24 protein-coding genes, 2 pseudogenes and 1 riboswitch are annotated in these 23685 nt (G+C 71.7%); of the genes and pseudogenes, 12 read left to right on the forward strand and 14 right to left on the reverse strand.

Features of this window, described 5'->3' with window-relative positions; translation table 11 throughout:
* Positions 1 to 56: 56 nt before the first annotated feature.
* The 8 genes from POF73_RS34370 to POF73_RS34405 form a co-directional block, all read right to left on the reverse strand.
* Positions 57 to 1661 carry an alpha/beta hydrolase gene (locus tag POF73_RS34370; protein ID WP_272122999.1) on the reverse strand — a complete coding sequence of 535 codons (1605 nt, stop codon included), beginning with the start codon at positions 1659 to 1661 and terminating at the stop codon, positions 57 to 59.
* A 129-nt stretch (positions 1662 to 1790) separates the two neighbouring features.
* Positions 1791 to 2564: an urease accessory protein UreD gene (locus POF73_RS34375; RefSeq protein WP_272123001.1), complete on the reverse strand. Its 774-nt coding sequence runs from the start codon at positions 2562 to 2564 to the stop codon at positions 1791 to 1793.
* A complete protein-coding gene (gene ureG, locus POF73_RS34380; protein WP_272123002.1) occupies positions 2552 to 3229 on the reverse strand; it encodes an urease accessory protein UreG in 678 nt (225 codons plus the stop codon). The genes POF73_RS34375 and ureG overlap by 13 nt, the downstream gene beginning before the upstream one ends.
* A 77-nt stretch (positions 3230 to 3306) precedes the next feature.
* On the reverse strand, positions 3307 to 3981 hold the full coding sequence (locus POF73_RS34385; protein WP_272123003.1) for an urease accessory protein UreF: 675 nt from the start codon (positions 3979 to 3981) through the stop codon (positions 3307 to 3309).
* A gap of 13 nt (positions 3982 to 3994) precedes the next feature.
* On the reverse strand, positions 3995 to 5716 hold the full coding sequence (locus POF73_RS34390) for an urease subunit alpha (protein WP_272123004.1): 1722 nt from the start codon (positions 5714 to 5716) through the stop codon (positions 3995 to 3997).
* A complete protein-coding gene (locus POF73_RS34395; RefSeq protein ID WP_272123005.1) occupies positions 5709 to 6020 on the reverse strand; it encodes an urease subunit beta in 312 nt (103 codons plus the stop codon). The genes POF73_RS34390 and POF73_RS34395 overlap by 8 nt, the downstream gene beginning before the upstream one ends.
* A gap of 11 nt (positions 6021 to 6031) precedes the next feature.
* Positions 6032 to 6334, reverse strand: coding sequence for an urease subunit gamma (locus tag POF73_RS34400; RefSeq protein ID WP_147997413.1), 303 nt, complete (start codon positions 6332 to 6334; stop codon positions 6032 to 6034).
* A 112-nt stretch (positions 6335 to 6446) separates the two neighbouring features.
* Positions 6447 to 7097 (reverse strand): TetR/AcrR family transcriptional regulator, encoded by a 651-nt coding sequence (locus POF73_RS34405; protein WP_272123006.1) that lies wholly within the window; start codon positions 7095 to 7097, stop codon positions 6447 to 6449.
* A 140-nt stretch (positions 7098 to 7237) separates the two neighbouring features.
* On the opposite strand from POF73_RS34405, the gene POF73_RS34410 reads away from it, so the two are divergent.
* Entirely contained in the window at positions 7238 to 8284 is a 1047-nt protein-coding gene (locus tag POF73_RS34410; RefSeq protein WP_272123007.1) for an ABC transporter permease, read from the forward strand.
* A 107-nt stretch (positions 8285 to 8391) separates the two neighbouring features.
* Here the strand turns inward: POF73_RS34410 and POF73_RS34415 are convergent, their stop codons facing one another.
* Positions 8392 to 8670: a type II toxin-antitoxin system Phd/YefM family antitoxin gene (locus tag POF73_RS34415; RefSeq protein ID WP_272123008.1), complete on the reverse strand. Its 279-nt coding sequence runs from the start codon at positions 8668 to 8670 to the stop codon at positions 8392 to 8394.
* Between the two features lie 68 nt (positions 8671 to 8738).
* On the opposite strand from POF73_RS34415, the gene POF73_RS34420 reads away from it, so the two are divergent.
* The 3 genes from POF73_RS34420 to POF73_RS34430 all read left to right on the forward strand — a co-directional run bounded on the left by POF73_RS34420 (position 8739) and on the right by POF73_RS34430 (position 10719).
* On the forward strand, positions 8739 to 9374 hold the full coding sequence (locus POF73_RS34420; protein WP_272123009.1) for an ATP-dependent Clp protease proteolytic subunit: 636 nt from the start codon (positions 8739 to 8741) through the stop codon (positions 9372 to 9374).
* Positions 9375 to 9381: 7 nt separating this feature from the next.
* The gene (locus tag POF73_RS34425; protein WP_272123010.1) at positions 9382 to 9690 is read left to right on the forward strand and encodes a hypothetical protein; all 309 of its coding nucleotides are present in this window, start codon (positions 9382 to 9384) and stop codon (positions 9688 to 9690) included.
* Between the two features lie 419 nt (positions 9691 to 10109).
* A riboswitch (cyclic di-AMP (ydaO/yuaA leader) is annotated at positions 10110 to 10242 on the forward strand.
* 3 nt (positions 10243 to 10245) lie between these two features.
* A complete protein-coding gene (locus tag POF73_RS34430) occupies positions 10246 to 10719 on the forward strand; it encodes a C40 family peptidase (RefSeq protein ID WP_272123011.1) in 474 nt (157 codons plus the stop codon).
* A gap of 53 nt (positions 10720 to 10772) precedes the next feature.
* Here POF73_RS34430 and POF73_RS34435 read toward each other — a convergent pair whose 3' ends face one another.
* Complete coding sequence (locus tag POF73_RS34435) at positions 10773 to 11387, reverse strand: LysE family translocator (protein WP_272123012.1); 615 nt, start codon at positions 11385 to 11387, stop codon at positions 10773 to 10775.
* 124 nt (positions 11388 to 11511) lie between these two features.
* On the opposite strand from POF73_RS34435, the gene POF73_RS34440 reads away from it, so the two are divergent.
* The gene (locus POF73_RS34440; RefSeq protein WP_272123013.1) at positions 11512 to 12426 is read left to right on the forward strand and encodes a LysR family transcriptional regulator; all 915 of its coding nucleotides are present in this window, start codon (positions 11512 to 11514) and stop codon (positions 12424 to 12426) included.
* Positions 12427 to 12570: 144 nt separating this feature from the next.
* Here POF73_RS34440 and POF73_RS34445 read toward each other — a convergent pair whose 3' ends face one another.
* Positions 12571 to 13014, reverse strand: a complete 444-nt coding sequence (locus POF73_RS34445; RefSeq protein WP_272123014.1) for an ATP-binding protein — start codon at positions 13012 to 13014, stop codon at positions 12571 to 12573.
* Between the two features lie 213 nt (positions 13015 to 13227).
* On the opposite strand from POF73_RS34445, the gene POF73_RS34450 reads away from it, so the two are divergent.
* Together POF73_RS34450 and POF73_RS34455 are read left to right on the forward strand one after the other, a co-directional pair.
* The gene (locus tag POF73_RS34450) at positions 13228 to 14106 is read left to right on the forward strand and encodes a helix-turn-helix domain-containing protein (protein WP_272123015.1); all 879 of its coding nucleotides are present in this window, start codon (positions 13228 to 13230) and stop codon (positions 14104 to 14106) included.
* 9 nt (positions 14107 to 14115) lie between these two features.
* A complete protein-coding gene (locus POF73_RS34455; RefSeq protein ID WP_272123016.1) occupies positions 14116 to 14343 on the forward strand; it encodes a DUF397 domain-containing protein in 228 nt (75 codons plus the stop codon).
* A gap of 100 nt (positions 14344 to 14443) precedes the next feature.
* Here POF73_RS34455 and POF73_RS34460 read toward each other — a convergent pair whose 3' ends face one another.
* On the reverse strand, positions 14444 to 15571 hold the full coding sequence (locus POF73_RS34460) for an 8-amino-7-oxononanoate synthase (protein ID WP_272123017.1): 1128 nt from the start codon (positions 15569 to 15571) through the stop codon (positions 14444 to 14446).
* Between the two features lie 147 nt (positions 15572 to 15718).
* Here POF73_RS34460 and bioB point away from each other — a divergent pair, with 147 nt between their 5' ends.
* Genes bioB through bioD form a run of 3 tightly spaced genes read left to right on the forward strand, consistent with a single transcriptional unit; the run spans position 15719 to position 18963 of the window.
* Positions 15719 to 16945, forward strand: coding sequence for a biotin synthase BioB (gene bioB, locus POF73_RS34465; protein WP_272123018.1), 1227 nt, complete (start codon positions 15719 to 15721; stop codon positions 16943 to 16945).
* A gap of 10 nt (positions 16946 to 16955) precedes the next feature.
* The gene (locus POF73_RS34470) at positions 16956 to 18236 is read left to right on the forward strand and encodes an adenosylmethionine--8-amino-7-oxononanoate transaminase (protein WP_272123093.1); all 1281 of its coding nucleotides are present in this window, start codon (positions 16956 to 16958) and stop codon (positions 18234 to 18236) included.
* Between the two features lies 1 nt (position 18237).
* The gene (gene bioD / locus POF73_RS34475) at positions 18238 to 18963 is read left to right on the forward strand and encodes a dethiobiotin synthase (protein ID WP_272123019.1); all 726 of its coding nucleotides are present in this window, start codon (positions 18238 to 18240) and stop codon (positions 18961 to 18963) included.
* Between the two features lie 95 nt (positions 18964 to 19058).
* On the opposite strand, the pseudogene POF73_RS34480 reads toward bioD, so the two are convergent.
* Positions 19059 to 20396: pseudogene (locus POF73_RS34480) on the reverse strand (helix-turn-helix transcriptional regulator); the annotation flags it as partial.
* Between the two features lie 815 nt (positions 20397 to 21211).
* A pseudogene (locus POF73_RS34485) lies at positions 21212 to 22070 on the reverse strand (LuxR family transcriptional regulator); the annotation flags it as partial.
* Between the two features lie 115 nt (positions 22071 to 22185).
* On the opposite strand from POF73_RS34485, the gene POF73_RS34490 reads away from it, so the two are divergent.
* A complete protein-coding gene (locus POF73_RS34490) occupies positions 22186 to 22872 on the forward strand; it encodes an esterase/lipase family protein (protein WP_272123020.1) in 687 nt (228 codons plus the stop codon).
* A 112-nt stretch (positions 22873 to 22984) separates the two neighbouring features.
* A complete protein-coding gene (locus tag POF73_RS34495) occupies positions 22985 to 23677 on the forward strand; it encodes a class I SAM-dependent methyltransferase (protein ID WP_272123021.1) in 693 nt (230 codons plus the stop codon).
* Positions 23678 to 23685: the final 8 nt, after the last annotated feature.

Here is a 23685-nt window from a genome sequence, read left to right on the forward strand (position 1 = left end):
CCCCCCCCCCCCCCCCCCCCCCCCCCCCCCCCCCCCACACTTCGTACACCTACTTCTTACGGCTTGGGCGTGGCGTGCGGGGTACAGGTCACGTCCGCGGCGTCCAGCTTGCCGCTCAGCAGGTAGTCGTCCACCCGCTGGTTGATGCACGGGTTGACCAGGCCGGTCACACCGTGCGAGCCCGCGTCCTTCTCGGTGATCAGACGGGAGCCCTTGAAGCGGTTGTGCAGTTCGACGGCGCCGTCGAACGGGGTGGCGGCGTCATGGGTGGACTGCACGATCAGGATCTGCGGAAGCCCCTTGTGGGTCTTGACGTTCACCGGGCTTTGCTGCTTGACCGGCCAGGTGGCGCACGGCAGGTTCAGCCAGGCGTTCGCCCAGGTCATGAACGGGTAACTCTTGTTGAGCTCGGTGTTGTCCCTGTCCCACTTCTTCCAGCTGGTGGGCCACTTGGCGTCGGTGCACTCGACGGCCGTGTAGACGGCGTTGCCGTTCTCCGAGGCGATGTTGCCCGCGGTGTCGGACAGGTCCGGGGCGGCCGCGTCGATGAGCGCCTGGGTGTCGCCGGCGAAGTACTTGCTGAACACCGTCGCGACCGGCACCCACGAGGAGTCGTAGTACGGGGCGCTCTGGAAGAAGGAGATCAGCTCGGCCGGGCCGACGACCCCGCCGATGGGGTTCTTCTTGGCGGTGGCGCGCAGTTCGAGCCACTTGGCCTGTACGGCGTCGCGTGTCGTCCCCAGGTGGAAGGTGGCGTCGTTGGCGGCGACCCAGTCCTCCCAGTCCTTCCAGCGGCCTTCGAAGGCGACATCCTGGTCCAGGTTGGCCTGGTACCAGATCTTCTCCCGCGAGGGGTTGACGACGCTGTCCACGATCATGCGGCGCAGGTGGCCGGGGAACATGGTGCCGTAGACGGCGCCGATGTAGGTGCCGTAGGAGACGCCCAGGAAGTTGAGCTTCTTCTCGCCGAGCGCGGCACGGATGACATCCAGGTCGCGCACGGTGTTCGGCGTGGTCATCTGCGAGAGCATCGCCTTGCCGGTGCGCTCGGCGCAGCCGTCCGCGTACTCGCGGGCCAGCTTGCGCTGGGCGAGCTTGTCGGCCTCGGAGTCCGGCACCGGGTCGGCCTTGGGCGCCTTCACGAACTCCTGCGGGTCGATGCAGGAGATGGGCGCGGAGTGGCCGACGCCGCGCGGGTCGAAGCCCACGAAGTCGTACGCCTTGGCCACATTGGCCCACACCGGGTTCTTGTTGGTGACCCGGGTCGGGAAGCGCAGGCCGGAACCGCCGGGGCCGCCCGGGTTGTAGACGAGGGCACCCTGCCGCTCGTCCTTCGTCCCGGTGTTGCCGATGCGGTCGACCGCGAGCTTGATCTGCTTGCCGTACGGCTTGGCGTAGTCGACCGGGACGCTGACCCAGCCGCACTGGATGGGCTTGGCGATCCCCCAGTCGGCGGGGCAGTCCTGCCAGTCGATACCTGCCTTCGCGGCGCGCTCGGCGGCGATGGCTACGCCGCGGGCCTCGCTGTCCTGTCCGTGCCGCGAACCCGCACTCGCGCTGGCACTCGGCGCCGCGACGGCGCCGGCTATGAGCGTGGCCGTGACGAGCACTCCGGCCGAGCCGAGTGCCGTGACCCGCCTGTTCGGTCTCATGTCCCTCAAGTGGGACCTCCCCCTGCGTCATGTCGATTGGTGGGGGGATCCTCTCCGCTGTGAAGACTCGGAGAACAGGGGGCGCTGACCTTTTTTACCAATCCCATAAACGGAGAAGGCGGTCCGCTCAGCGGAGACTCACCCCAGGGCGGCAAGCGCCTCGTCCAACACCCGCCGCAGCCGCAGGGCGTCGGCGGCCACAGCACTCACCAGCACGGCGGGCCCGGCAAGCGGCACGACCGCGGCACTCTCCCCCAACACCCGAGCCGCTACCGGCGACTTCCCGAACTCCGGCCGTACGACGACGAGTTGCCCCACCGCCCGATGCCCGCCCAGCACGGCAGGACCGTCCCACCCGCCCGGCGCTCCGGGCCCGCAGGCCAGCTCCTGGTCGAGCAGCGTCCGCCCCTCGGCCCGCACCGTAAGACGACTGGTGAGCCGTCCGGGTTCCTCCCCGACCCGCCCGAGTACCTGCTCCTCGCGCAGCACGAGCCGGGCGTCGGCGCCAAGCTCGACCCTCGTCGCGACATACAGGTCACTGCCCTTCGCGGAGATCAACTGCTCGGGCAGCCACTCCAACTCACCCCCGTCGGCGACGCGGAGCCGCACGTCGTAGTGCGCCTCCCCCTTCGCCTGCCCGGGCAGCGCGATGGTCGCGGCGGCCGACCCGACGCGCAGCCGCGCCCCGCGCTCCACCTCCACCTCCACGGCGAACGCGTCCCCGCCGAGCGGCCCGCTCATCGCCCCGACGAGCATGACCCGCGCCTCGTCACCACTCCCCCGCGTCCGCCGCAGCGCGAGAGGTCCGTCGCCCTCCAGCACGGGCAGGGCCGTGCCGCCCCGGCCGTCCTCCCGGGCGACGACCCGAGCGATGGCCCGCACCCCGCTGAGACGCACGCTCACGCCGTCCAAGCGGCGAGCTGCGCTCGCACCCAACCGGCGACATCCTGCACACCGTCCTCGCTACGCAAAGACTGGAAGACGACAGGCAGTTCGGCCCGCTGAGCCTTGGCATCGGCGGCCATCCGCCCGAGGTCGGACCCGACGTACGGCGCGAGATCGGTCTTGTTGACGACGAGCAGATCAGCGGTGGTCACGCCGGGTCCGCCCTTGCGGGGAATGTCGTCCCCGCCGGCCACGTCGATCACGAAGATCTGCGCATCCACGAGCCCCTTGGAGAAGGTGGCGGTGAGATTGTCCCCGCCCGACTCGACGAGGATGAGGTCGAGCGGACCGACCTCGTCCTCCAGATCCTCCACGGCCTCAAGGTTCGCGGAGATGTCGTCCCGGATCGCCGTGTGCGGACAGGCCCCCGTCTCCACGGCGGTGATCCGCTCGGGCGGCAGCACGGCCTCCCGCAACAGGAACTCGGCGTCCTCGCGCGTGTAGATGTCGTTCGTGACGACGGCCAGGGACAGTTCGTCGCGCAGGGCACGGCAGAGCGCCGCGACCGTGGCCGTCTTGCCGGAACCGACAGGCCCTCCGAGGCCGATGCGCAGGGCTCGGCGCGTCCCGTCGGGGCGGTGGGCGTCGGCGCTGACGGCGGAGGGGCCGTCGTGGGAGTGGTCGAGGTGCATGGGCGGCTCCTTCGGTAGGCGATGTGCTGCGGGGATGGCGGGGGTTTCTTCACAGGTTCTGCGGGGTGGGCGACCCGCTACGAGGCGAAGAGTCGTACGGCCCAGGCCGCATGCGCCTCCGCCCCGATCTCCAGCAACGGTGCCGAGGCCGCGGGCAGTTCATCGACCCCGTCGGCGGCGACGCGGCGCGCCGCCTCCACGGCCCGGTCCGCGACCTGGTCCATGTCCGGCGCCAACCGGGCCAGCACGGCCGTGGCGTCGAAGGGATCAAGACTGAGCAACCGCACCGTCGCACTCGCCGGCCCGCTCACACTCTCGTACGCCGCGCAGTACGCCGCGTCGACCGCCCCCAGCCCGGCAGCCCGAGCGGCGACCCCGAGCACGACCGGCTGATGGGCCCCCTTGGGAAACCGCCGGGCCAGGTCGTCGAGTTCCGCGGACGGCCAGGTCGCCCGGGCGGCCCGCATCAGCTGCCGGCCGAGCTTCCGGCCCGCCGTACGCAGTGCGGGCGACGGTGTGCGCGCGTCGGCCGCCTCGTCCAAGGCCACCGCGTCGACCCCCAGTGCGGCCGCCGCCGCGAGCGAGGCCGCGACCAGCCCTGCCGTGTGCAACCGCCCCCGGCAGAAGCCCTCAAGGCTCCCGGCCCCGGTGATCCGCCCCGCCTTGACGGCCGCCTCGGCCCCGCCGGAGTGCGCATGCCCCCCGGCGGGAAAGCGGCCGTCGGCCAGGACGAGAAGTGCTGCTCGTGACATCGGAACCCGGCCCTCAGAAGAGGAAGTACCGCTGGGCCATGGGCAGTTCGGCGGCAGGCGTGGCCTCCACCAGCTCCCCGTCGATGTGCACGGCGAAGCTGTCGGGATCGATCCGTACGTCGGGCCGTGCGTCGTTCTGCCGCATGTCGGCCTTGGTGACCCCACGCGTCGACTCGATGGCCACGAACCGCTTCCCCAGCTGCAGCCGCTCCGGCAGCCCGTCCTCGATCGCGAGCGGCGCCACGAAGTTGACCGAGTTGGCGGCCGGTGCCCGCCCGATCGCCCCGAACATGGGCCGGGGCAGGATGGGCTGCGGCGTGGGGATGGAGGCGTTGGCGTCGCCCATCTGCGCGTACGCGATCTGCCCGCCCTTGATGACGAGCTGCGGCTTGACCCCGAAGAACGCCGGCTCCCACAGCACCAGGTCGGCGAGCTTGCCGCTTTCCACGGACCCGATCTCACGGCCGAGACCCTGCGCGAGCGCGGGGTTGATCGTGTACTTGGCGACATACCGCCGCACCCGCAGGTTGTCGGCGCGCCCGTCCCCCGCCAGCGCACCGCGCCGCCCCTTCATCACATGGGCGGTCTGCCAGGTCCGCATGATGACCTCGCCCACCCGCCCCATGGCCTGCGCGTCGGAGGAGATGATCGAGATGGCGCCGAGGTCGTGCAGTATGTCCTCCGCCCCGATGGTCGACGGCCGGATCCGCGACTCGGCGAAGGCGAGGTCCTCGGGCACCGCCGCGTTGAGGTGGTGGCAGACCATCAGCATGTCGAGGTGTTCCTCGGCGGTGTTGACGGTGAACGGCCGGGTCGGGTTGGTCGAACTGGGCAGTACGTGCGGCTCGGATACGACGCTCATGATGTCCGGCGCGTGCCCGCCGCCCGCACCCTCGGTGTGGTACGCGTGGATGCCCCGGCCGGCGATCGCGGCGAGGGTGTCACCGACGAAGCCGGCCTCGTTGAGGGTGTCCGTGTGGATGGCGATCTGGATGCCGGTCTGGTCTGCGACGGTCAGCGAGGCGTCGATGACGGCCGGCGTGGAACCCCAGTCCTCGTGCAGCTTGAGGCCGAGCGCGCCGCCGCGGATCTGGGACAGCATCGCCTCGTGGGAGACGGTGTTGCCCTTGCCCAGCAGGCCGAAGTTGATGGGGTGCTCCTCCATCGCCTCCAGCATCCGGGCCAGATGCCAGGGGCCGGGCGTGACCGTGGTCGCCTTGGAGCCCTCGGCGGGTCCGGTGCCGCCGCCGATGAGCGTGGTGGTGCCCGAGGCGAGCGCCTCGTCGGCGATCTGGGGACAGATGAAGTGGACGTGCGCGTCGATGGCGCCGGCCGTGAGGATCCGCCCGTTGCCGGCGATGATCTCGGTCTCGGGGCCGATGACGAGGTCCGGGTGCACCCCGTCCATCGTGTCGGGGTTGCCGGCCTTGCCGATACCGGTGATCCGGCCGTCGCGGATGCCGACGTCGGCCTTGACGATGCCCCAGTGGTCGATGATCACGACGCCGGTGATGACCGTGTCGGGGGTGCCGTCTGCGCGCGTAGCACGCGACTGGCCCATGGACTCGCGGATGACCTTGCCGCCGCCGAACACGGCCTCGTCACCGGCGAGCCCGGGTCCGCCGGAGCGGTCCTCCTCGATCTCGACCAGCAGGTCGGTGTCGGCGAGCCGGATGCGGTCGCCGGTCGTCGGGCCGAACAGATCGGCGTACGCGGCGCGGGAGATCTCAGGCATCGAGGGCACCTCCGGTCTCACCGCGCAGTCCGGGCACCACACGGGCGCCGGTGAGCGGGACGAGTTCGATGTCGACGGGGATCCCGGGCTCGAAGCGCACGGCAGTGCCGGCGGCGATGTTCAGCCGCTTGCCGCGCGCCGCGGCACGGTCGAAGTCCAGACCGGGGTTGGCCTCGGCGAAGTGGTAGTGGGAGCCGACCTGGACGGGCCGGTCGGCGGCGTTGAGGACGGTCAGCCGGGTGACCTCACGGCCCTCGTTGTACGCAATCGGGCCGTCGGCGAACAGGATCTCTCCGGGAATCATCGAGGCCCCCTTCAGACGATCGGGTCGTGGACGGTGACGAGCTTGGTGCCGTCCGGGAAGGTCGCCTCGACCTGGACGTCGTGGATCATCTCGGGGATACCGTCCATGACGTCGTCGCGGGTGAGCAGCTTGCGCCCGGAGGACATGAGCTCGGCGACCGTACGGCCGTCCCGGGCGCCCTCAAGGATGTGCGACGTGATGAGGGCGACCGCCTCGGGGTGGTTCAGCTTGAGGCCGCGGGCCCGGCGCTTCTCGGCAACGTCGGCCGCCACGTGGATGAGCAGCCTCTCTTGCTCGTGCGGGGTCAGTTGCACGTCCCACCTCACAGTCCTCGCCCGGACCGTGCGGGGTCCGGTTGCCGCAGCCGCCGGGCAAAGTCCCTGGTGGCGTGGATGTGCAGGCTAGTTGGACCGCATTTCAAGCAAGTTAACCAAGCTGTGATCCGGTCGACTCGTCCGACTGTCCGCCCGGCATGCTCATCAGCCCCCGCAGACCGTCCTGGAGCACCTCCACCGGCGCCGCCCCGAACAGGGCCTGATGGGCGACGAACCCCTGCGCGGTGGCGATCATGGTGCGCGCCACATGGTCCGCGGGGATGTCCGACCGCATCATTCCGGCGTCCTGATACGCCTCGACGGCCAGCACCCAGCTGTCGCGCAGCTCCGTGTACCCGTCCGCCAGCACGGCCGCCAGTTCCTCGTTGCGTACGGTCTCCGCCCAGACCTGCATGATCAGCCGCGGCAGGAGCGGCTCATCTGCGACGCTGAGGGACGACCAGACGCGCAGCGTCCGGCCCATGACCAAGCCGACCAGCACGTCCGGCGGTGGCGGCGGGCTCTGCCGGGTGACGTCCGCGAAGGCCGCGCGGATCTCACCGAGCACCTCTTTGACGATCGCGGCGATCAGCTCGTCCTTGCCGCTGAAGTAGCGGTAGACCGCTCCGGCCGAGAGGTCGACCTCCTTCAGCACGTCCTGCATGGAGGTGGCGTGGAAGCCGTTGCGGGCGAAGAGCCGGGCGGCGCCGTCGAGGATCTGCCGGCGGCGGGCGTCGAGGTGCTCCTGGGATACGCGTGCCATGGCCCCCAACGTAAAACGAACATTCCTTCTTGACAAGGAAGCACAACCGGAGGACGGTGACCCTAGCTAAAACGAACGATCCTTCTTTTTAGCTGAACCCTCTAGAAGCCGTCTCCATCCCGCCCTCTCAGGGAGTTCCCATGCCCACCCGCCGCCTGATCGCGGTCGTCGTGCTCGTTCCCGTCCTCGCCGCCCTCGCCCTGTGGGCCTTCGCCTGGCCCGCCGCCCGCACCGCTCCCCGCGACCTGCCGCTCGGCGTCGCCGGCCCGGCAGCGGCCACCGCACAGGTGGAGCGGCAACTCGCGCAGCAGGACGGCGCGTTCGAGATCCACCGTTACGCCGACGAGGCCGCCGCCCGGGACGCCATCGAGGACAGGACCGTGTACGGCGCGGTCGTCGTCACTCCGCAGGGACCCGAGCTGCTGACCGCCTCGGCCGCGAGCCCGACGGTCGCCCAGATGCTCCAGCAGGCGGTGGCACGGCAGGCCGCCGCCGAGGGCACGGAGGTCAGGACGGTCGACGTGGTGCCCGCACCCGAGAGCGACCCGCGCGGCGCGGCCCTCACCGCGAGCGTCCTGCCGCTCGCCCTGGCCGGCATCGCGGCCGGCGCCGCGGTGACCCTGGTGGGGCTGCGCGGAGTGCGCGCGGCGACCGCCCTGGTCGGCGCGGCCGCCCTGATCGGCGTGACCACGGCCGCCCTCGCGCACAGCTGGCTGGGCGTCGTGGCCGGTGACTGGCGGGCCGAGGCGGGCGTGTTCGCCCTGTCGACACTGGCTGTGAGCGCCGCCGTCGCGGGGCTCGCCGCCCTCATCGGCACCGCCGGTGTCGGCATCACGGCGGGCGTCATGATGCTGTTCGGCAACCCCTTCTCCGGCGCGTCCTCCGCCCCGCAGATGCTGCCCGAGCCGGCCGGCACGATCGGCCAGTGGCTGCCGCCGGGCGCGGGCGCGACCCTGCTGCGCTCGGTCTCCTTCTTCGACGGCGCGGCGGCGACCGGCCCGGCCCTGACGCTCACCTGGTGGGCGGCGCTGGGTTTGGGCGCCGTCCTCCTCGGCAGCACACTCAGGCAGCGCACTCGAACCGCTGATCTGCAGCGCGGAAAAGGGGCGCGGGGAACTGCGCGGCCGGCCACGGTGGCGCCGCAGACGCAGGACGACGTAACGCGGCACTCCCCACAGAGCGCCTGACTCCCGTCGGCCGACCGGCCGACGGTCACGGAACCGACCGTGCACCCCCGCCGTAGCGGACGGGGGTGCACGGTCTCGTCGTTTCTACGAGGGGGCCGGTACCCGATCTACGAGGGGCCGGCGCCCCGATGCTCCGCCGCGATCCCGAACCGCCGCCGTTCGCGGGGAGCGGAAGCGACCTCGCGGACGCTGGAGACCGCGCTGATCACCTGCTCCTCGACGGGCGCGTCGAGGGCATCGAGTCGCTCCAGGTCAGCGGCGGAGACAAGGGCGACGAGGGGCTTTCCGTGCCGCGTCACGACGACGCGCTCGCCGCCGTACACCACGCGGTTGATGAGGTCGGCGAGCTCAGCCCTGGCTTGCGTCACCGGAATCTCGTAGGCCATGCTCCCCACATTACGTCATGTACGTCCTGTACATTTTTTACAGGCACCCCGCCAAGGGAGCGTGAGCCATGATCCGACCGTCCGCCCGCCATGTCCTGCCCGAGTTCACCGAGCGCACGAGCCACGGCACCCGGACCCAGGACCCCTACTCGAAGCTGCTGGAGGAACGGATCGTCTTCCTCGGCACACAGATCGACGACACCTCGGCGAATGACGTGATGGCCCAGTTCATGTATCTGGAGCACAAGAACCCCGACCAGGACATATCGCTGTACATCAATTCGCCGGGCGGCTCGTTCAGCGCCATGTCGGCGGTCTACGACACGATGCAGTACGTCACCTGTGACGTGGAGACGATCTGCCTGGGCCAGGCCGGCTCGGCCGCCGCGGTGCTGCTGGCGTCGGGCACCGCGGGCAAGCGGTTCGCGCTGCCGGGGGCTCGGGTGGTGATCCATCAGCCGGGGCTGCCCGAGCCGGTCGAGGGCCAGGCGAGCGATCTGGCCATCCAGGCCGACGAACTGACCCGCGTTCGGGTCCGCCTTGAGGAGATGCTCGCCCGCCACACCGGGCGCGACCGGGAACAGGTGAGCGCGGACATCGAGCGGGACAAGATCCTGGGCGCCCAGGAGGCACTGGAGTACGGGCTGGTGGACCGGATCATCCCCAGCCGCAAGGCCACCCTCGCCCCGCCGACGGGGCGGTGATCGGCCGGTGCTTCCACCCGAGCTGCCGCCCCTTCCCGCGCTGACCCGCGCGGAGGGGGAGCTGATCGACCGTTACCTCGACGTGGTCGACCTGCTGGGCCGGATCAACCCGGCCCAGCACGGCGACACCTACCGCGGACTGCGCGCCGCCCAGGCGCTCGTGAGCAAGGCGGCCGAGCTGCGGGACGCGCTGGCGCTGATGCACCAGCGCGGCGAGACGGAGCTGCATGCGCTCACGCTGGCGCGTGCGTTGCGCGTGCTGGACGGAGAGCGCCGCACGGCTCGTGTCACGGTGCCGCCGCGCTCCGACAGTTGACGTCCCGTACGGACCCGGATCCGGGCGCCCGACCCTCTGACGAGGCGTCCGGCCCGGCGCCGAAACGGACCAAATGGCGTACCCCCTTTCGGCGTAGCCACCTCTCCTTTTGCGCGCCCTTCAAGGTTGCGCAAGAGGCATGGCCGCTAGGCGGAATTGGGCGTTCCATCCCTGGTCCGAGGCTCCTCGGGCACCTGGACACCACCCCGGACACGAGGGTGTCCACCCGAACGGGTGAGTGGTGAGTAACACCACAAATCCCCGGTTCCGTTGGGTTTTTCGTTCATCCGTGCGTCAAGATCCCTGTCTGACGACAAGCCCCCGCCACAGCGGCGGGGCGATCCGGGTGGACGCCGAGTCCTGCCGCCGCCCGGATGACCGGTCGACAGGAGTGGATCGGCAGGAGTGGAGGACCCAAGCAAGACGGGTCGCCGGAGCGGACGTTCGTTCGAGCCGAGCAACCCTTGGGGTGAAGCCGTGGCAACGCGGCCGGGCAACTTCGCCAGCCCGAATCCGACAGGTCATCCTTCACAGGCGGCTGACGAAGGGTTGCGCATGACTGCGCTCAATCGTGTCCCGTCGCTCATGGTCCGGGCCGGTACGGCCTCGGCCCTCACCATCGCCGCTGTGGGCGGCTCGATCGTGGCACCCGGCTTCGCCTCCGAGGCAGAAGCCGCCACGCCGGCGTCAAAGGCACTTCAGGTCGCGGCCTCGAAGAAGGGCTCCCCGTACAGGTGGGGCGCCACCGGGCCGAACAGGTTCGACTGCTCCGGGCTCACGCTGTACTCGTACAAGAAGGCGGGCAAGAAGCTGCCCCGTACGGCGGCCCAGCAGTACAACAAGACACGCCACATCTCCGCCCATAACCGCAAGGCCGGGGACCTGGTGTTCTTCCACTCGGGGTCGAACGTCTACCACGTGGGCATCTACGCCGGGAAGGGAAAGCTCTGGCACTCCCCGAAGAGCGGTGACGTCGTAAAGCTGCAGAAGATCTGGACCAGGAGCGTCTGGTACGGCCGGGTCAAGTGACCCTCCCGGGGGCGGTGGCGGCGGACTGACACGCCGTCACCGCCCTCGGGGCCTCAGAGGGCCGCCAGCGGCCCCGCGAGGAGCCCCAGGCCGAAGGCCGTCAGCGCGGCGCCCGTACCGACCGTGACCGCCCTCGCGGCGCGCGGCCGGCACAGCCACCTGCCGAGCCGGTCCACCAGCAGGGCGACCACCTGGAACCACACCAGCGCGATCGCGAGCACGATCAGCGCGAGCAGCAGCGTCCGGGGCAGCGCCGGAGCGCCCGCGGGCACGAACTGCGGCAGCACGCTGAGGAAGGTCAGCGACGCCTTCGGGTTGAGGGCGTTGGTGACGAAGCCCTGCCGCAACGGGCGGCCGGTGGAGTCCTCGTGTGCCTCGGCCACGTCGGTGTGCCGCTGCCGCAGCGTCTGGACGCCCAGGTACAGCACGTAGACACCGCCCACCACCTGCAACGCCCGGAACAGCGCCGGTACGGCGGCCAGTACCGCGGCGACCCCCACCACCGCCAGCGTCACATGGACCAGCAGCCCGGCCCCGATCCCGAGAGCGCAGGCGATGCCGGCCCGGCGGGAGACGAGAGCGTTGCGTACGACGACGGTGAAGTCGGCCCCGGGCATGGCGACCAGGCCGGCGGAGACCCCGGTGAAGGCGATGAGCTGAGCGTCCATGCGGCCAGAGTGCCGTGCGGAAGCCTTCAGCAGGTATTTCGAATATTCTGGAGAAGCCTTAAGCATTGCTTTAGGCAAGTCCACCGCGCCCCACCAGGCCGTCGGCCCTCCGGAGGAACCCACCATGTACGACCCGACCCGCCTCGCCGCGCTGGTGGCGGTCGCGGAGGCGGGTTCGATCACCCGGGCCGCCGAGCGGCTCGGTTACACCACGCCCGCGCTCTCCCAGCAGCTGGCGAAGCTGGAGCGCGAGACGGGCACCGCCCTTCTGGTACGGCACCACCGCGGGGCGCGGCTCACCGGCGCGGGCGAGTTGCTGGTGGCCAGGGCACGGCGGGTGCTCGACGAGCTGGAGCGGGCCCGGCACGAACTGGCCCGGCTGACCGGACTGTCCGGCGGCACGCTCCGGCTGGCCACCTTCCAGACCGCCGGCATCCATCTGCTGCCCCCGGCCCTCAGCGCCTTCCGCCGGGCCCATCCGGACGTGGAAGTGACGATCACGGACTACGAGCCCTCGGCCGGTGTCGCCGCCGTGGCCTCCGGCGAGGTCGACCTGGCCCTGACGCACACCTACGAGCCGGGCGACCCGACCCCGATCCCGTCCTCCGTCGGCATCGAGCCGATCCTCGTGGAGGAACTGGTCCTGGTGTCTGCCCCGGGCCACGCCCTCACCAGCGGATCCGCTCGCCTCCCGCTGGCCGAACTCGCCGGCCAGCCCCTGATCAGCATGGCTCCGGACGCTCCGGCCCGACGGGGTGTCGAGGCGACCCTGGCCCGGGCGGGCGCCACGCCCTCGGTCCTGGTTCCGACCCCCGGGTATCTCCTGGTGTGCGCGCTCGCCAGCGCGGGGCTCGGCGTCGCGGTCGTACCGGAGATGGTGGCTCGCACGTCGGTCACGCCGGTCGGGGTGCGCGCGCTGGAAGGCGGAGGCCTGCGCCGTACGATCTCGGTCGCCTTCCGCAGCGATGAGACGGCACCGGCGGCGGACGCCTTCCGGGCGCTGCTGCGCGGCACGTTCGGTCGGGCCCAGCAGCCCTGAGCACGCCCGGCCGATTCCAGGTGCGGTTTCTGTGACGCCCCAGGGGCGCGGGGCTGTAGCGATCCGCGGCTCCGCCGCGTGGGCGCGACCAGCCACGTCGGACCCGCAGACGCCGGACAGCCGTTCGCGGCACCCGACCGAGCGCTACGGCTCCTGCGCCGCAGGCACTCGCACGGTCCACGGCAGTTCGATGGACACGGTCTTGCCGCCCTCCCGGGTGGGCCGCACCCTGAGCTTGCCGCCGCACTCCGCGGTCAGCCAGCGGATGATGACCAGACCGCGGCCGTTGTCCTGCTGGACGGCGGCCGGCAGCCGCCTGGGCAGACGCGGGTGGCTGTCGGTCACGCCGATGCGCAGTTGTTCGTCACGGTCGAGTTCGATGTCCACCGTGAAGGTGGGTGACTGCCCGAGGGTGTGCTGTACGGCGTTGGTGGTCAGTTCGGAGACGATCAGCCGAATGGTCTCGGCCTCCTCCGTGTCCGGTGGCAGCCCCCATTCGGCGAGGGTGGAGACCACGTAGGACCGGGCCGCGGAGACCGAGGCGGGATCGCTCGGCAGAGTGACGGATGCTTCCAGGTGATCTGCCATGGCGATGTCGTCCCTTTCCCACGGGACCGAAGTCCGACACGGAGCGGATGGTTCGAGTACGGTCCCGGACTGGTGCTTCGTCGCCAGACTGCCATTACCGCGCCCGTCAGAGGTGGCGATCCACCAAGATATGCATATATCTGTCGCTCGAAGCGGTGAACTCTGCGACGGCAGACCGTATTTGGGCGGCTCGGTTGGAGTAAGGAGTTGTCCATGCAGCACGGTCCCGCGGTGCGCCGCCGAAAACTGGGCGCAGAACTGCGTGCGTTGCGCACCGAGGCGGGGCTCACCAGTGGTGAGGCGGCCCGGCTGGTGGGCTGGCACCAGTCCAAGGTCAGCCGAATCGAAACCGGCGCCAGCGGGGTGAAACCGGCCGATGTGCGGTTACTGCTCGACGCCTACGGCGTGCGGGACGCCCAACTGCGGGAGTTGTTGCTGGTGTTGGCGGGCTCCGACGAGGGGGGCGGCCGCCATCACTGGTGGCACGCGTACCGCGGAGTGCTGCCGCCGACGTACCGGGATTTCATCAGCCTGGAGTCCCAGGCGAGTGCGATGCGCACGCTGGAGACGTCCGTTGTGCCCGGGTTGCTGCAGACACCCGAATACGCCCGGGCGGTGACCCGGGCCGCGGTGAGCGGACTCGCCGACGAAGCAGACGCCGCCGACGAACGACTGGACGCGCTGGTCGCGGTGCGTCTGGCCAGGCAGGACGTGCTGCTCGGCGATCCTCCGCTGAAGCTGTGCGCGGTGCTGGACGAGGCGGTGCTGCGCCGGGAGATCGGCGGGCCCGAGGTGATGGCGCGGCAGCTGAGGCGGCTGATGGAGGCGGCGCGACTGCCCCAAGTCCGGCTGCAGGTCCTGCCGTTCGCGGCCGGGGAGCATATCGGCATCACCGGGCCTTTCGTTATCTTCTCATTTTCGAGCACCTCTGATCTGGATGTGGTTGTTCTCGACCACTTGACGAGTAGCCTCTACCTCGAACGGAAAGAAGACCTCCAGGCCTACACGGAGGCCTTCAACGCCCTTCGGATCCACGCCCTTTCGCCCGAGGAATCGATGGATTACATCGCCGCGCTTGGTGGCGGCGCGTAAGGAGGCACCATGACCGCACTGCCTCGGAACGTGACTTCAAGCACCGATCTACCCGCTGCGCGATGGCTGCGCAGCAGCTACAGCACGGGAGCGAACAACTGCGTCGAGACGACACGGGCGCTCTCCGGTCCCTGGATCGGACTGCTCGCCGTACGTGACTCCAAGGATCCGGCCGGACCCGCGCTGCTCTTCTCCCCCGAGAGCTGGGCGGGTTTCACGGCCGCGTTCCAGCCCTGACCGTTCCGATCACCTCTGACCGGTTCTGATCAGTTCCACTCTGACCGGTTCCAGTCCGATCAGTTCCGCCGATACGCCGGCACGGCCGTGTCACGCCGACTCATGGTCGTGTCTCGCAGATCACCCGTACAGCTCGTTCGATCTGCCCCTCGGAGAGGTCCGCGCGGGCGGTCAGCCTCAGCCGTGAGATGCCGTCGGGGACGGAAGGAGGACGGAAACAGCCCACGGCGAGGCCCGCCGCCCGGCACTCGGCCGCCCAGGCCACGGCCTCCTCCGGGGACGGCGCACGCACGGAGACGACCGCGGCGTCCGGACGTACCGCTTCCAGGCCCGCGGCCGTCAGGCGGGTGTGCAGTTCACCCGCCACCGTGCGCGCCCGCGCCGCCCGCTCCGGCTCGCGGCGCAGCAGCCGCAGTGCCGCGAGGGCCGCGCCCGCCGACGCGGGGGCGAGGCCCGTGTCGAAGATGAACGTCCGGGCCGCGTTGACCAGGTGGTCGATCACCCGGGCGGGGCCGAGCACGGCGCCGCCCTGGCTGCCGAGCGACTTGGACAGCGTGACCGTCACGACGACGTCGTCCGCGCCCGCGAGCCCCGCCGCGTCCGGGGCGCCACGGCCGCCGTCGCCCAGTACGCCCAGTCCGTGCGCGTCGTCGACGACCAGCCCGGCACCGTGTGCCCGGCACGCCTCGGCGAGCCCGCCCAGCGGGGCCGCGTCGCCGTCGACCGAGAAGACGGTGTCGGACACGACGACCGCGGGGCCGTCATGCGTCTGGAGTGCCTTGCGCACCGCGTCCGGTTCGGCGTGCGCCACGACCTGGGTGGTACCCCGGGCCAGCCGGCAGCCGTCGATCAGCGAGGCGTGGTTGCCCGCGTCCGACACGATCAGCGAGCCGTGCGGCGCCAGGGCGGTCACCGCCGCGAGGTTGGCCGCGTAGCCGGAGGAGAAGACCAGCGCCGCCTCGAAGCCGCAGAAGTCGGCCAGCTCGCGCTCCAGCTCGGCATGCAGCTCGGTCGTGCCCGTGACGAGCCGGGAGCCGGTCGCGCCGCCGCCCCAGGTCCGCGCGGCCCGCGCCGCACCTTCGGTGACCTCCGGATGGCGGGCCAGGCCCAGGTAGTCGTTGCTCGCGAGGTCGAGGAGCGGTGAGTCGGCGGGGCGGGGGCGCAGTGTCCGTACGAGTCCGGCGCGGCGGCGCAGCTCCGCCTGCTCGTCGATCCAGCCGAACGCCATGACTCCTCCGGGGCTTTTGTAGGCAGTGGACAGACACTAGCCGCACGGCCGACGGCGCACGGTGTGGCAATACCCACACATCGAATCGACAGGGTTGTGCAAACTCTCCTTGGCTCGGGACCACTCCGTACGTCAGGATCAGCTCCCATGGACCTGCTGAACACGCTGGTGGACAAGGGGCTTCGGCGCGAGCTGCCGACCCGCGAGGAAGCCTTGGCCGTCCTCGCCACTTCCGACGACGACCTGCTCGATGTCGTGGCCGCGGCCGGAAAGGTACGCCGGCAGTGGTTCGGCCGACGGGTGAAACTCAACTACCTCGTCAACCTCAAGTCGGGCCTGTGTCCCGAGGACTGCTCCTACTGTTCCCAGCGGCTCGGCTCCACGGCCGGCATCCTGAAGTACACCTGGCTGAAGCCGGACGAGGCATCCGAGGCGGCGGCGGCCGGGTTGGCGGGTGGCGCCAAGCGGGTGTGTCTGGTGGCGTCCGGGCGCGGCCCGACCGACCGTGACGTGGACCGGGTCTCCGAGACCATCAAGACGATCAAGGACCAGAACGAGGGCGTCGAGGTGTGCGCCTGTCTCGGTCTGCTGTCCGACGGTCAGGCGGAGCGGCTGCGCGAGGCGGGCGCGGACGCGTACAACCACAACCTCAACACCTCCGAGGGCACCTACGCGGAGATCACGACCACCCATACGTACGCCGACCGGGTGGAAACCGTGCAGAAGGCGCACGCGGCCGGGCTGTCCGCCTGCTCCGGTCTCATCGCGGGCATGGGCGAGAGCGACGAGGACCTGGTCGACGTCGTCTACTCGCTGCGCGAGCTGGACCCGGACTCGGTGCCGGTCAACTTCCTGATCCCGTTCGAGGGCACCCCGCTCGCCAAGGAGTGGAACCTCACCCCGCAGCGCTGTCTGCGCATCCTGGCGATGGTCCGTTTCGTCTGCCCGGACGTCGAGGTCCGCATCGCCGGTGGCCGCGAGGTCCACCTGCGCACGATGCAGCCGCTCGCCCTGCACCTGGCCAACTCGATCTTCCTCGGCGACTACCTCACCAGCGAGGGCCAGGCGGGCAAGGCCGACCTGGAGATGATCGCCGACGCCGGGTTCGAGGTGGAGGGCGCCGACCAGGTGACGCTGCCGGAGCACCGGGCGACGGTGGCCGGGGGCGGCTGCGGCTCGCACGAGAGCGCGGGCTGCGGGTCGCAGGAGAGCGCCGGGTGCGGTGGGCACGACGAAGCCGGTGCCGGGTGCGGGTCGCACGAGGGGGGCGGGGTGTGCGGTACGGCCGCCGCCGCGCCGGCCGCCGAGCCGCGCACCGACCTGGTCTCCGTACGCCGCCGGGGTGCCGGTACGGACCTCGCGCCCAATGCCTGACCCGCGCCCGATGCCCGACCTGACGGTGCCCGAGCTGCTGGAGCTCGACCGGCGGCACGTCTGGCATCCGTACGGTCCGATGCCCGGCCGTGTCGAACCGCTCGTCGTGGAGTCGGCGAGCGGGGTGCGGCTGAAGATGGCCGACGGCTCGGGTGAGCTGGTCGACGGGATGTCGTCCTGGTGGTCGGCGATCCACGGCTACAACCACCCGGTACTCAACGAGGCCGCGCACGAGCAGCTGGCGCGGATGAGTCACGTGATGTTCGGCGGGCTCACGCACGAGCCCGCCGTACGGCTGGCGAAGCTCCTTGTCGACATGTCACCCGAGGGTCTGGAGCATGTGTTCCTCGCCGACTCCGGGTCGGTGTCGGTCGAGGTCGCGGTCAAGATGTGCCTGCAGTACTGGCGTTCGCTGGGCCGCCCCGGCAAGCAGCGGCTGCTGACCTGGCGCGGCGGCTATCACGGCGACACCTGGCAGCCGATGTCGGTGTGCGACCCCGAGGGCGGGATGCACGAGCTGTGGACGGGCGTCCTCCAGCGCCAGGTGTTCGCGGACCCGCCGCCGGCCGAGTACGACGAGTCGTACGCCGAGCATCTGCGGTCGCTGATCGGGCGGCACGCGCACGAGCTGGCGGCGGTGATCGTCGAGCCGGTGGTGCAGGGTGCGGGCGGGATGCGGTTCCACTCCCCCGCGTATCTGCGGGTGCTGCGGGAGGCGTGCGACGCACACGACGTGCTGCTGGTGTTCGACGAGATCGCGACCGGGTTCGGGCGCACGGGCGCGCTGTTCGCGGCCGACCACGCGGCGGTGACGCCGGACGTGATGTGCGTGGGCAAGGCGCTGACCGGCGGCTACATGACGATGGCGGCGACGCTGTGCACATCGCGCGTGGCCGACGGCATCTCGCAGGGCGACGTCCCGGTGCTGGCGCACGGCCCGACCTTCATGGGCAACCCGCTGGCGGCCGCGGTCGCCTGCGCCTCGATCGAGCTGCTGCTCGGCCAGGACTGGCCGACCGAGGTGAAGCGGATCGAGGCGGGGTTGCGGGAGGGACTGGCGCCCGCGGCGGACATCCCGGGCGTGAAGGACATCCGTGTCCTGGGCGCCGTCGGCGTCGTCCAACTGGACCACTCCGTGGACATGCAGGCGGCGACGGCAGCGGCGGTGCGCGAGGGTGTGTGGCTGCGGCCGTTCCGCGACCTCGTCTACACGATGCCGCCGTACGTCACGGGCGACGCGGACGTCGCACGGATCGCCCGCGCGGTGTGCGCGGCGGCGCGGGAGGGCTGACATGCCGGTACTGGTGATCACGGGCACGGGCACGGAGGTCGGCAAGACGGTCACGACCGCCGCGGTCGCCGCGTCGGCGCTCGCCGCCGGCCGCTCGGTGGCCGTGCTGAAGGCCGCACAGACCGGCGTGACGCCGGACGAGCGCGGGGACGCCGACGAGGTCGCGCGGCTGGCGGGGGCGGTGACGACGGCCGAACTCGCCCGCTATCCCGACCCGTTGGCCCCGGCGACGGCGGCCCGGCGGTCCGGTCGGGAGCCGGTGCGCCCGCGGGCGGTCGCCGAGGCCGCGGCCAAGCTGGCCACCGAGCACGACCTGGTGCTGGTCGAGGGGGCGGGCGGGCTGCTCGTCCGCTTCGACGAGGCGGGCGGCACGCTGGCCGACGCGGCGGAACTGCTGCGCGCGCCGGTGCTGGTGGTGGCGTCGGCGGGCCTGGGCACCCTCAACACCACGGAACTGACGGCTCGGGAACTGCGCTCACGCAGCGTCGAGTTGCTGGGCGTGGTGATCGGCAGCTGGCCCGACTCCCCCGACCTGGCGATGCGCTGCAACGTCACCGACCTGCCGGACGTCGCCGCCGCCCCACTCCTCGGCGCACTCCCCGACGGCGCCGGTTCCCTCGCCCCCACCGAGTTCCGCGTCCAGGCACCGGGCTGGCTGGCCCCACGACTGGACGGCTCGTGGCAGGCCGAGACGTTCCGGGAGGCGGCGGCGCCCCAGGTGCGCTGACCGGAGAGGTCGGTGACGCGGCCGGCTGCCCTCGGCGCACGGGGGCGCCCGGGGCCGCGGCAGGGGCCCCCTTCACGCGGGCGGGCCGGTCTGTGTTACCGCTTCCCGCCGCCCGATCCGCCCGGCAGGCCCTGGTCGGCCTCCGCGAGCAGGCGGACCAGTTCGATGCGGGAGCGGATCCCCAATCGGGTGAAGACGCCCCGCAGATGGTGGTCGATGGTGCGGGGGCTGAGGGCGAGGCGGGTGGCGATCTCGCGGTTGGTGGCGCCCTCGGCGGCCATGCGGGCGACCAGGAGCTGCTGGGCCGTGAGGCGTGCGGTGGGGGTGTCGGGGCCGGGCTGTGCGGGAGCGGCCGGGGTGCCCAGGGCGCGGAGTTCGGTGCGGGCCTGGCCCGCGCAGTGCGGGGCGCCGAAGGAGTCGAAGGCCTCCAGGGCACTGTGCAGACGGTCGCGTGCCTCCGTACGGCGGCGCAGTCGGCGCAGTGCGCTGCCGAACAGCAGCTCCGTGCGGGCGCGTTCGAAGTCCCGGGTGCCGTGGGCGTGCAGATCGAGTGCCGTGCGGTAGTGGTCGACCGATTCCGCGCCGGGCGCGAGCAGGGCGCGGCAGCGGGCGCTGAGTGCCAGGTCGTCGGGGCTGCGTACGGTGCTCGCCCAGTGGTGGTAGTCGGCGTGCGCGACACGGGCGACCCTGGTGTCACCGGTGCGGACGGCGGCCTCGACGTAGTGCGGGGTGGCCAGGTGGCGGATGGCCCGGTGGCCGTGGCCGGGGCCGAATCCGGCGAGGGCGCGCAGTCGGGCGGCCGCGGCGGCGAACCGGCCGCTGCTCAGGTCGAGGAAGGCCAGCGCCCACTGGGCGAGGGCGGCAGGCAGACCCAGGCCGTGGGCGAGGGCGTACGACCGTGCGGTCGCGGCGCGTTCCCGGCAGACGTCGGCGTCGCCGGTGAGCGCCGCGAACATGGCGAGGGCGGCCTGCAGATGGCAGGCACCGTTGTCCTGACCGGTGGCGTGGGCCTGCCACAGCGCGTCGGCCGCGGCGGACTCGCCGGCCCTCGGGCGCCCGGTCCAGAAGTCGGCGTACGCACGGAATTCCATCGCCTGCGGCACGGTCACCGGGGTGCCGAGTGCCCGGGCTGAGGCGGCTGCCCGGACGGTCGCCGTGGCCGCGCGGGTGTGATCGCCGAGGAGCAGCGCGGCGATCCCGGCGTGGATCAGAACGGTGGGGTCACCACCCGGCCCACATCTCCCCGCCGCCGACTTCAGCAGGTCACGGGCGTCCTCGTACCGTCCCTCGAAGGCGGCCACGAGCCCCGTCAGAGTGCCGGGCGGCACAACACCAAGCCGCCCCGCAACCCGACCCGCCTCGCGCAGGCGCCGGATGTCCCCGGTGTAGATGGCGGCTTCGGTTGCTCGGGCCAGGAGGTGAGCGGCGGGGTCGGGCACGGGGGTGCCGACGGCGGCGGCCCGGGAAGGGACGACGCCGACCGAAGCGGGGGATGCGGTGGCCACCGGCACGACGGCGGCGGCCGCCCCAGCCGACATGGGCGAAGCGGTGGCCACCGGCATGGGCGGGGCTGAGCCGACTGGCACGGACGGAGCTGAGCCGACTGGCACGGACGGAGCTGAGCCGACTGGCACGGACGAGGCTGAGCCGACTGACACGGGTGGGGCGGAGGCCCCCGACACAGGCGAAGCACTCCCGACCGACACGGACGACGCGGAAGCCCCTGGCCCGGGCGAGGCCGTACCGACCGGCATGGGCGAGGCGGAAGCCGCCGGCACAGGCGAAGCGGAAGCCGCGGACGCAGGCGACGCGGTCCTAACCGACCCGGAAGCCGCGGATGCTCCTGACACAGGCCAAGCGCTCCGGACCGACACGGGCGAGGTGGAGGCCGCCGACACGGACGCCACAGTCCCGGCCGACCCGGACGACGCGGATCCGCCCGACACAGGCGAAGCGCTCCCGACCGGCACAGGCGAAGCGGAGGCCCCCGACACGGACGCCACAGTCCCGGCCGACCCGGACGACGCGGATCCGCCCGACACAGGCGAGCCGCTCCCGACCAACACAGGCGAAGCAGAGGCCGCCGACACAGGCGACGCAGCCCCCGCAGACAGAGAAGAAGCGGAAGCCGCCGGCACACGCGACGCGGTCCCGGCCGACGCGGAAGGCGCCGACGGTGCCTGGAGCTCTCCCGCCGGGGGCGTTGCAGGTTCGGCAACGGTGCGGGGCTGGGCCGCGGCGGCTGCCACCCCCGTCAGGAGGGCGTCGAACGCCTCCGTCGCGTTGCCCGCCCGTAGCGCGAGTACGCCGCTCAGGGCGTCGTCCGAGGTGGTGGACGCCAGTTGGCGCGCCCGGTCGCCGTCGCCCGAGCGCCAGGCGTAGGCGGCGGCCCGGGTCAGCAGGCGGGCCTGTTCGGACGGGTCGGGGCAGAGGGCTGCGGCTCGTTCCGCCAGGGCGCGTGCCAGAGGGAGTCGTCCCGTGTCCCCCGCCCGGCCCGCGGCGGCGCCGAGTTCGGCGGCCAGCCGTCCGCTGGGGCCGAGCGCCCCCGCGCCCCGGTGCCAGGAGCGCCACGGCGTCTCGCCCTCGCCGCGCAGCACGCGGGCCAGCAGACGGTGGACGTCGCGGCGGTCGGCCGGGGAGCCCGTCTCGTAGGCGGCGATCCGCGTCCACGCGTCGCGGAACACCACACCGCCCGCTCCCGCGTGCGCGATCCCGGCCGACTCGGCGGCGTCCAGGGACCGGGTGTCGAGGCGGGCGGCCGTGACGGCGCGCAGGAAGGCGTCGGTGGGGACCGGGTACTGGTCGGCGGCGGCGAGGAGCAGCAGCAGACGGGTTTCGTCCGGCAACTCCCTGATCTCCGCCCGGCGTTCACGCAGCAGGCCCGGGGCGAGTGCGGCCGGTTCGGTGGGAAGCGGGTCGAGGCCGGCCGCCTGGCGGTCGGTCAGGCGCGGGGCCAGTTCGGCGGCGGCGCGCGGATCGCCGTACACGGCACGCAGCACCCGTACTTGGACGCCCTCCGGGAGGGGGGCGGCCAGTTGTCGCCACGCGCCCGTGCGCTGCGGTGGCGAAGTGCGGTCGAGAGGCGAGGGGTTCACCGGAGTCACCACACAAATGACGTTACTGGCGAGTTAATTGAACCGTAAAGACCGGCGATTTCGCCGATGCGGCGCGCGTAGACCCGGCTCGACACTCCTGACAACCCCACACGTTTCAGGAGGCACCATGCAGCGCCACAAGCGTCGCATCGCCACGGCCCTCACGGCCTTGGCCTCTTCGCTCCTTCTGTCACTGTCCCTCTCCCCCACACCCGCGCACGCCGCCACCCACGACCCCGTCGTCTTCGTGCACGGCCTGAGCAGCTCGGCGAGCAGCTGGGACGACTGGGTCGGTTACTTCAAGGCCGACGGCTACACCTCCGCCGAGCTGGACGCCTGGTCGTACGACTGGACCAAGTCGAACGCCACCACGGCCCAGCAACTCTCGACCGAGATCAAGAACGTGCTCGCCCGGACCGGCGCCTCGAAGGTGGACCTCGTCGTCCACTCCATGGGCGCTCTCAACTCCCGCTACTACCTCAAGAACCTCGGCGGGACGTCGTACGTGGACGACTTCGTCTCGACGGCCGGGGTGAACCACGGCACGTCCACCGCCTCCTGGTGCGCATGGCTGTACACCTCCTGCGCGGAGATGAACACCGGCAGTTCGTTCCTGACCACCCTGAACTCCGGTGACGAGACCCCGGGCGGTGTGTCGTACGCCAGTTACTGGTCGAACTGCGACGACGCGCTCACGCCCGACACCACCGCGATCCTCAGCGGTGCGACCAACGTCGAGGTCGGCTGTGTCTCGCACACCGACATGAACAACGACCACGGCGTGTACGAGCAGGTCAGGGACTTCATCGGCTGAGGCCGGTCCCGGACGGGGGGACAGCAGTACGCCAGCCGCACGACAGCGGGGGTGGGCCGGTCCCGGACGGGGGACAATCGGGAGTGAGTCCCGTCCCGTCCGGGAGGTCCCCATGGCGCTCAGGTCCGCCGGTTCCGGCAAGGTGTCACGGGATGCCGTGCACCACCCGCTGTTCGCCCGTTTCTACGCCCGTATCAGCGTCAACGCCGAGACCCGGATGGGCATGGGCGACATCCGTGAGCGGCTGCTGGCCGGGCTGTCCGGCCGGGTGATCGAGATCGGCGCGGGCAACGGTCTGAACTTCTCCCACTATCCGAGCGCGGTCTCGGAGGTCGTCGCCATCGAACCGGAGCGCCTGCTGCGGAAGTTGGCACAGGAGTCCGCGCTGCGCGCCGGGGTCCCCGTGGACGTGGTGCCGGGCGCGGCGGAGGCGCTGCCGGTCAAGAGCGAGGCCTTCGACGCGGTGGTGCTCTCGCTGGTGCTGTGCAGTGTGCGGGACGTGTCGCGGGCACTCGGCGAGGTACGGCGGGTGCTGCGGCCCGGCGGTGTCGTGCGGTTCTTCGAGCACGGCCGGGGCGGCGGGCCCGCGATGCACTTCACGCAGCGTGCGCTGGACCGGACGGTGTGGCCGCTGGTGAGCGGAGGCTGCCATGTCTCCCGCGAGCCGGTCGCGGCGCTGCGGACGGCCGGCTTCGAGCTCGGCCCGTACCGGCAGGTGATGATGCCGGAGAACGGGCCGGTGCTCCCCTCGTCGTACTGCGTGCTGGGCACGGCCTGGCGGCCGGCCGAGGAGCAGCCCGTCTGATCATGGAC

Origin of the sequence: Streptomyces sp. HD, from assembly GCF_028369295.1 — a bacterium.
Classification (GTDB): Bacteria; Actinomycetota; Actinomycetes; order Streptomycetales; family Streptomycetaceae; genus Streptomyces.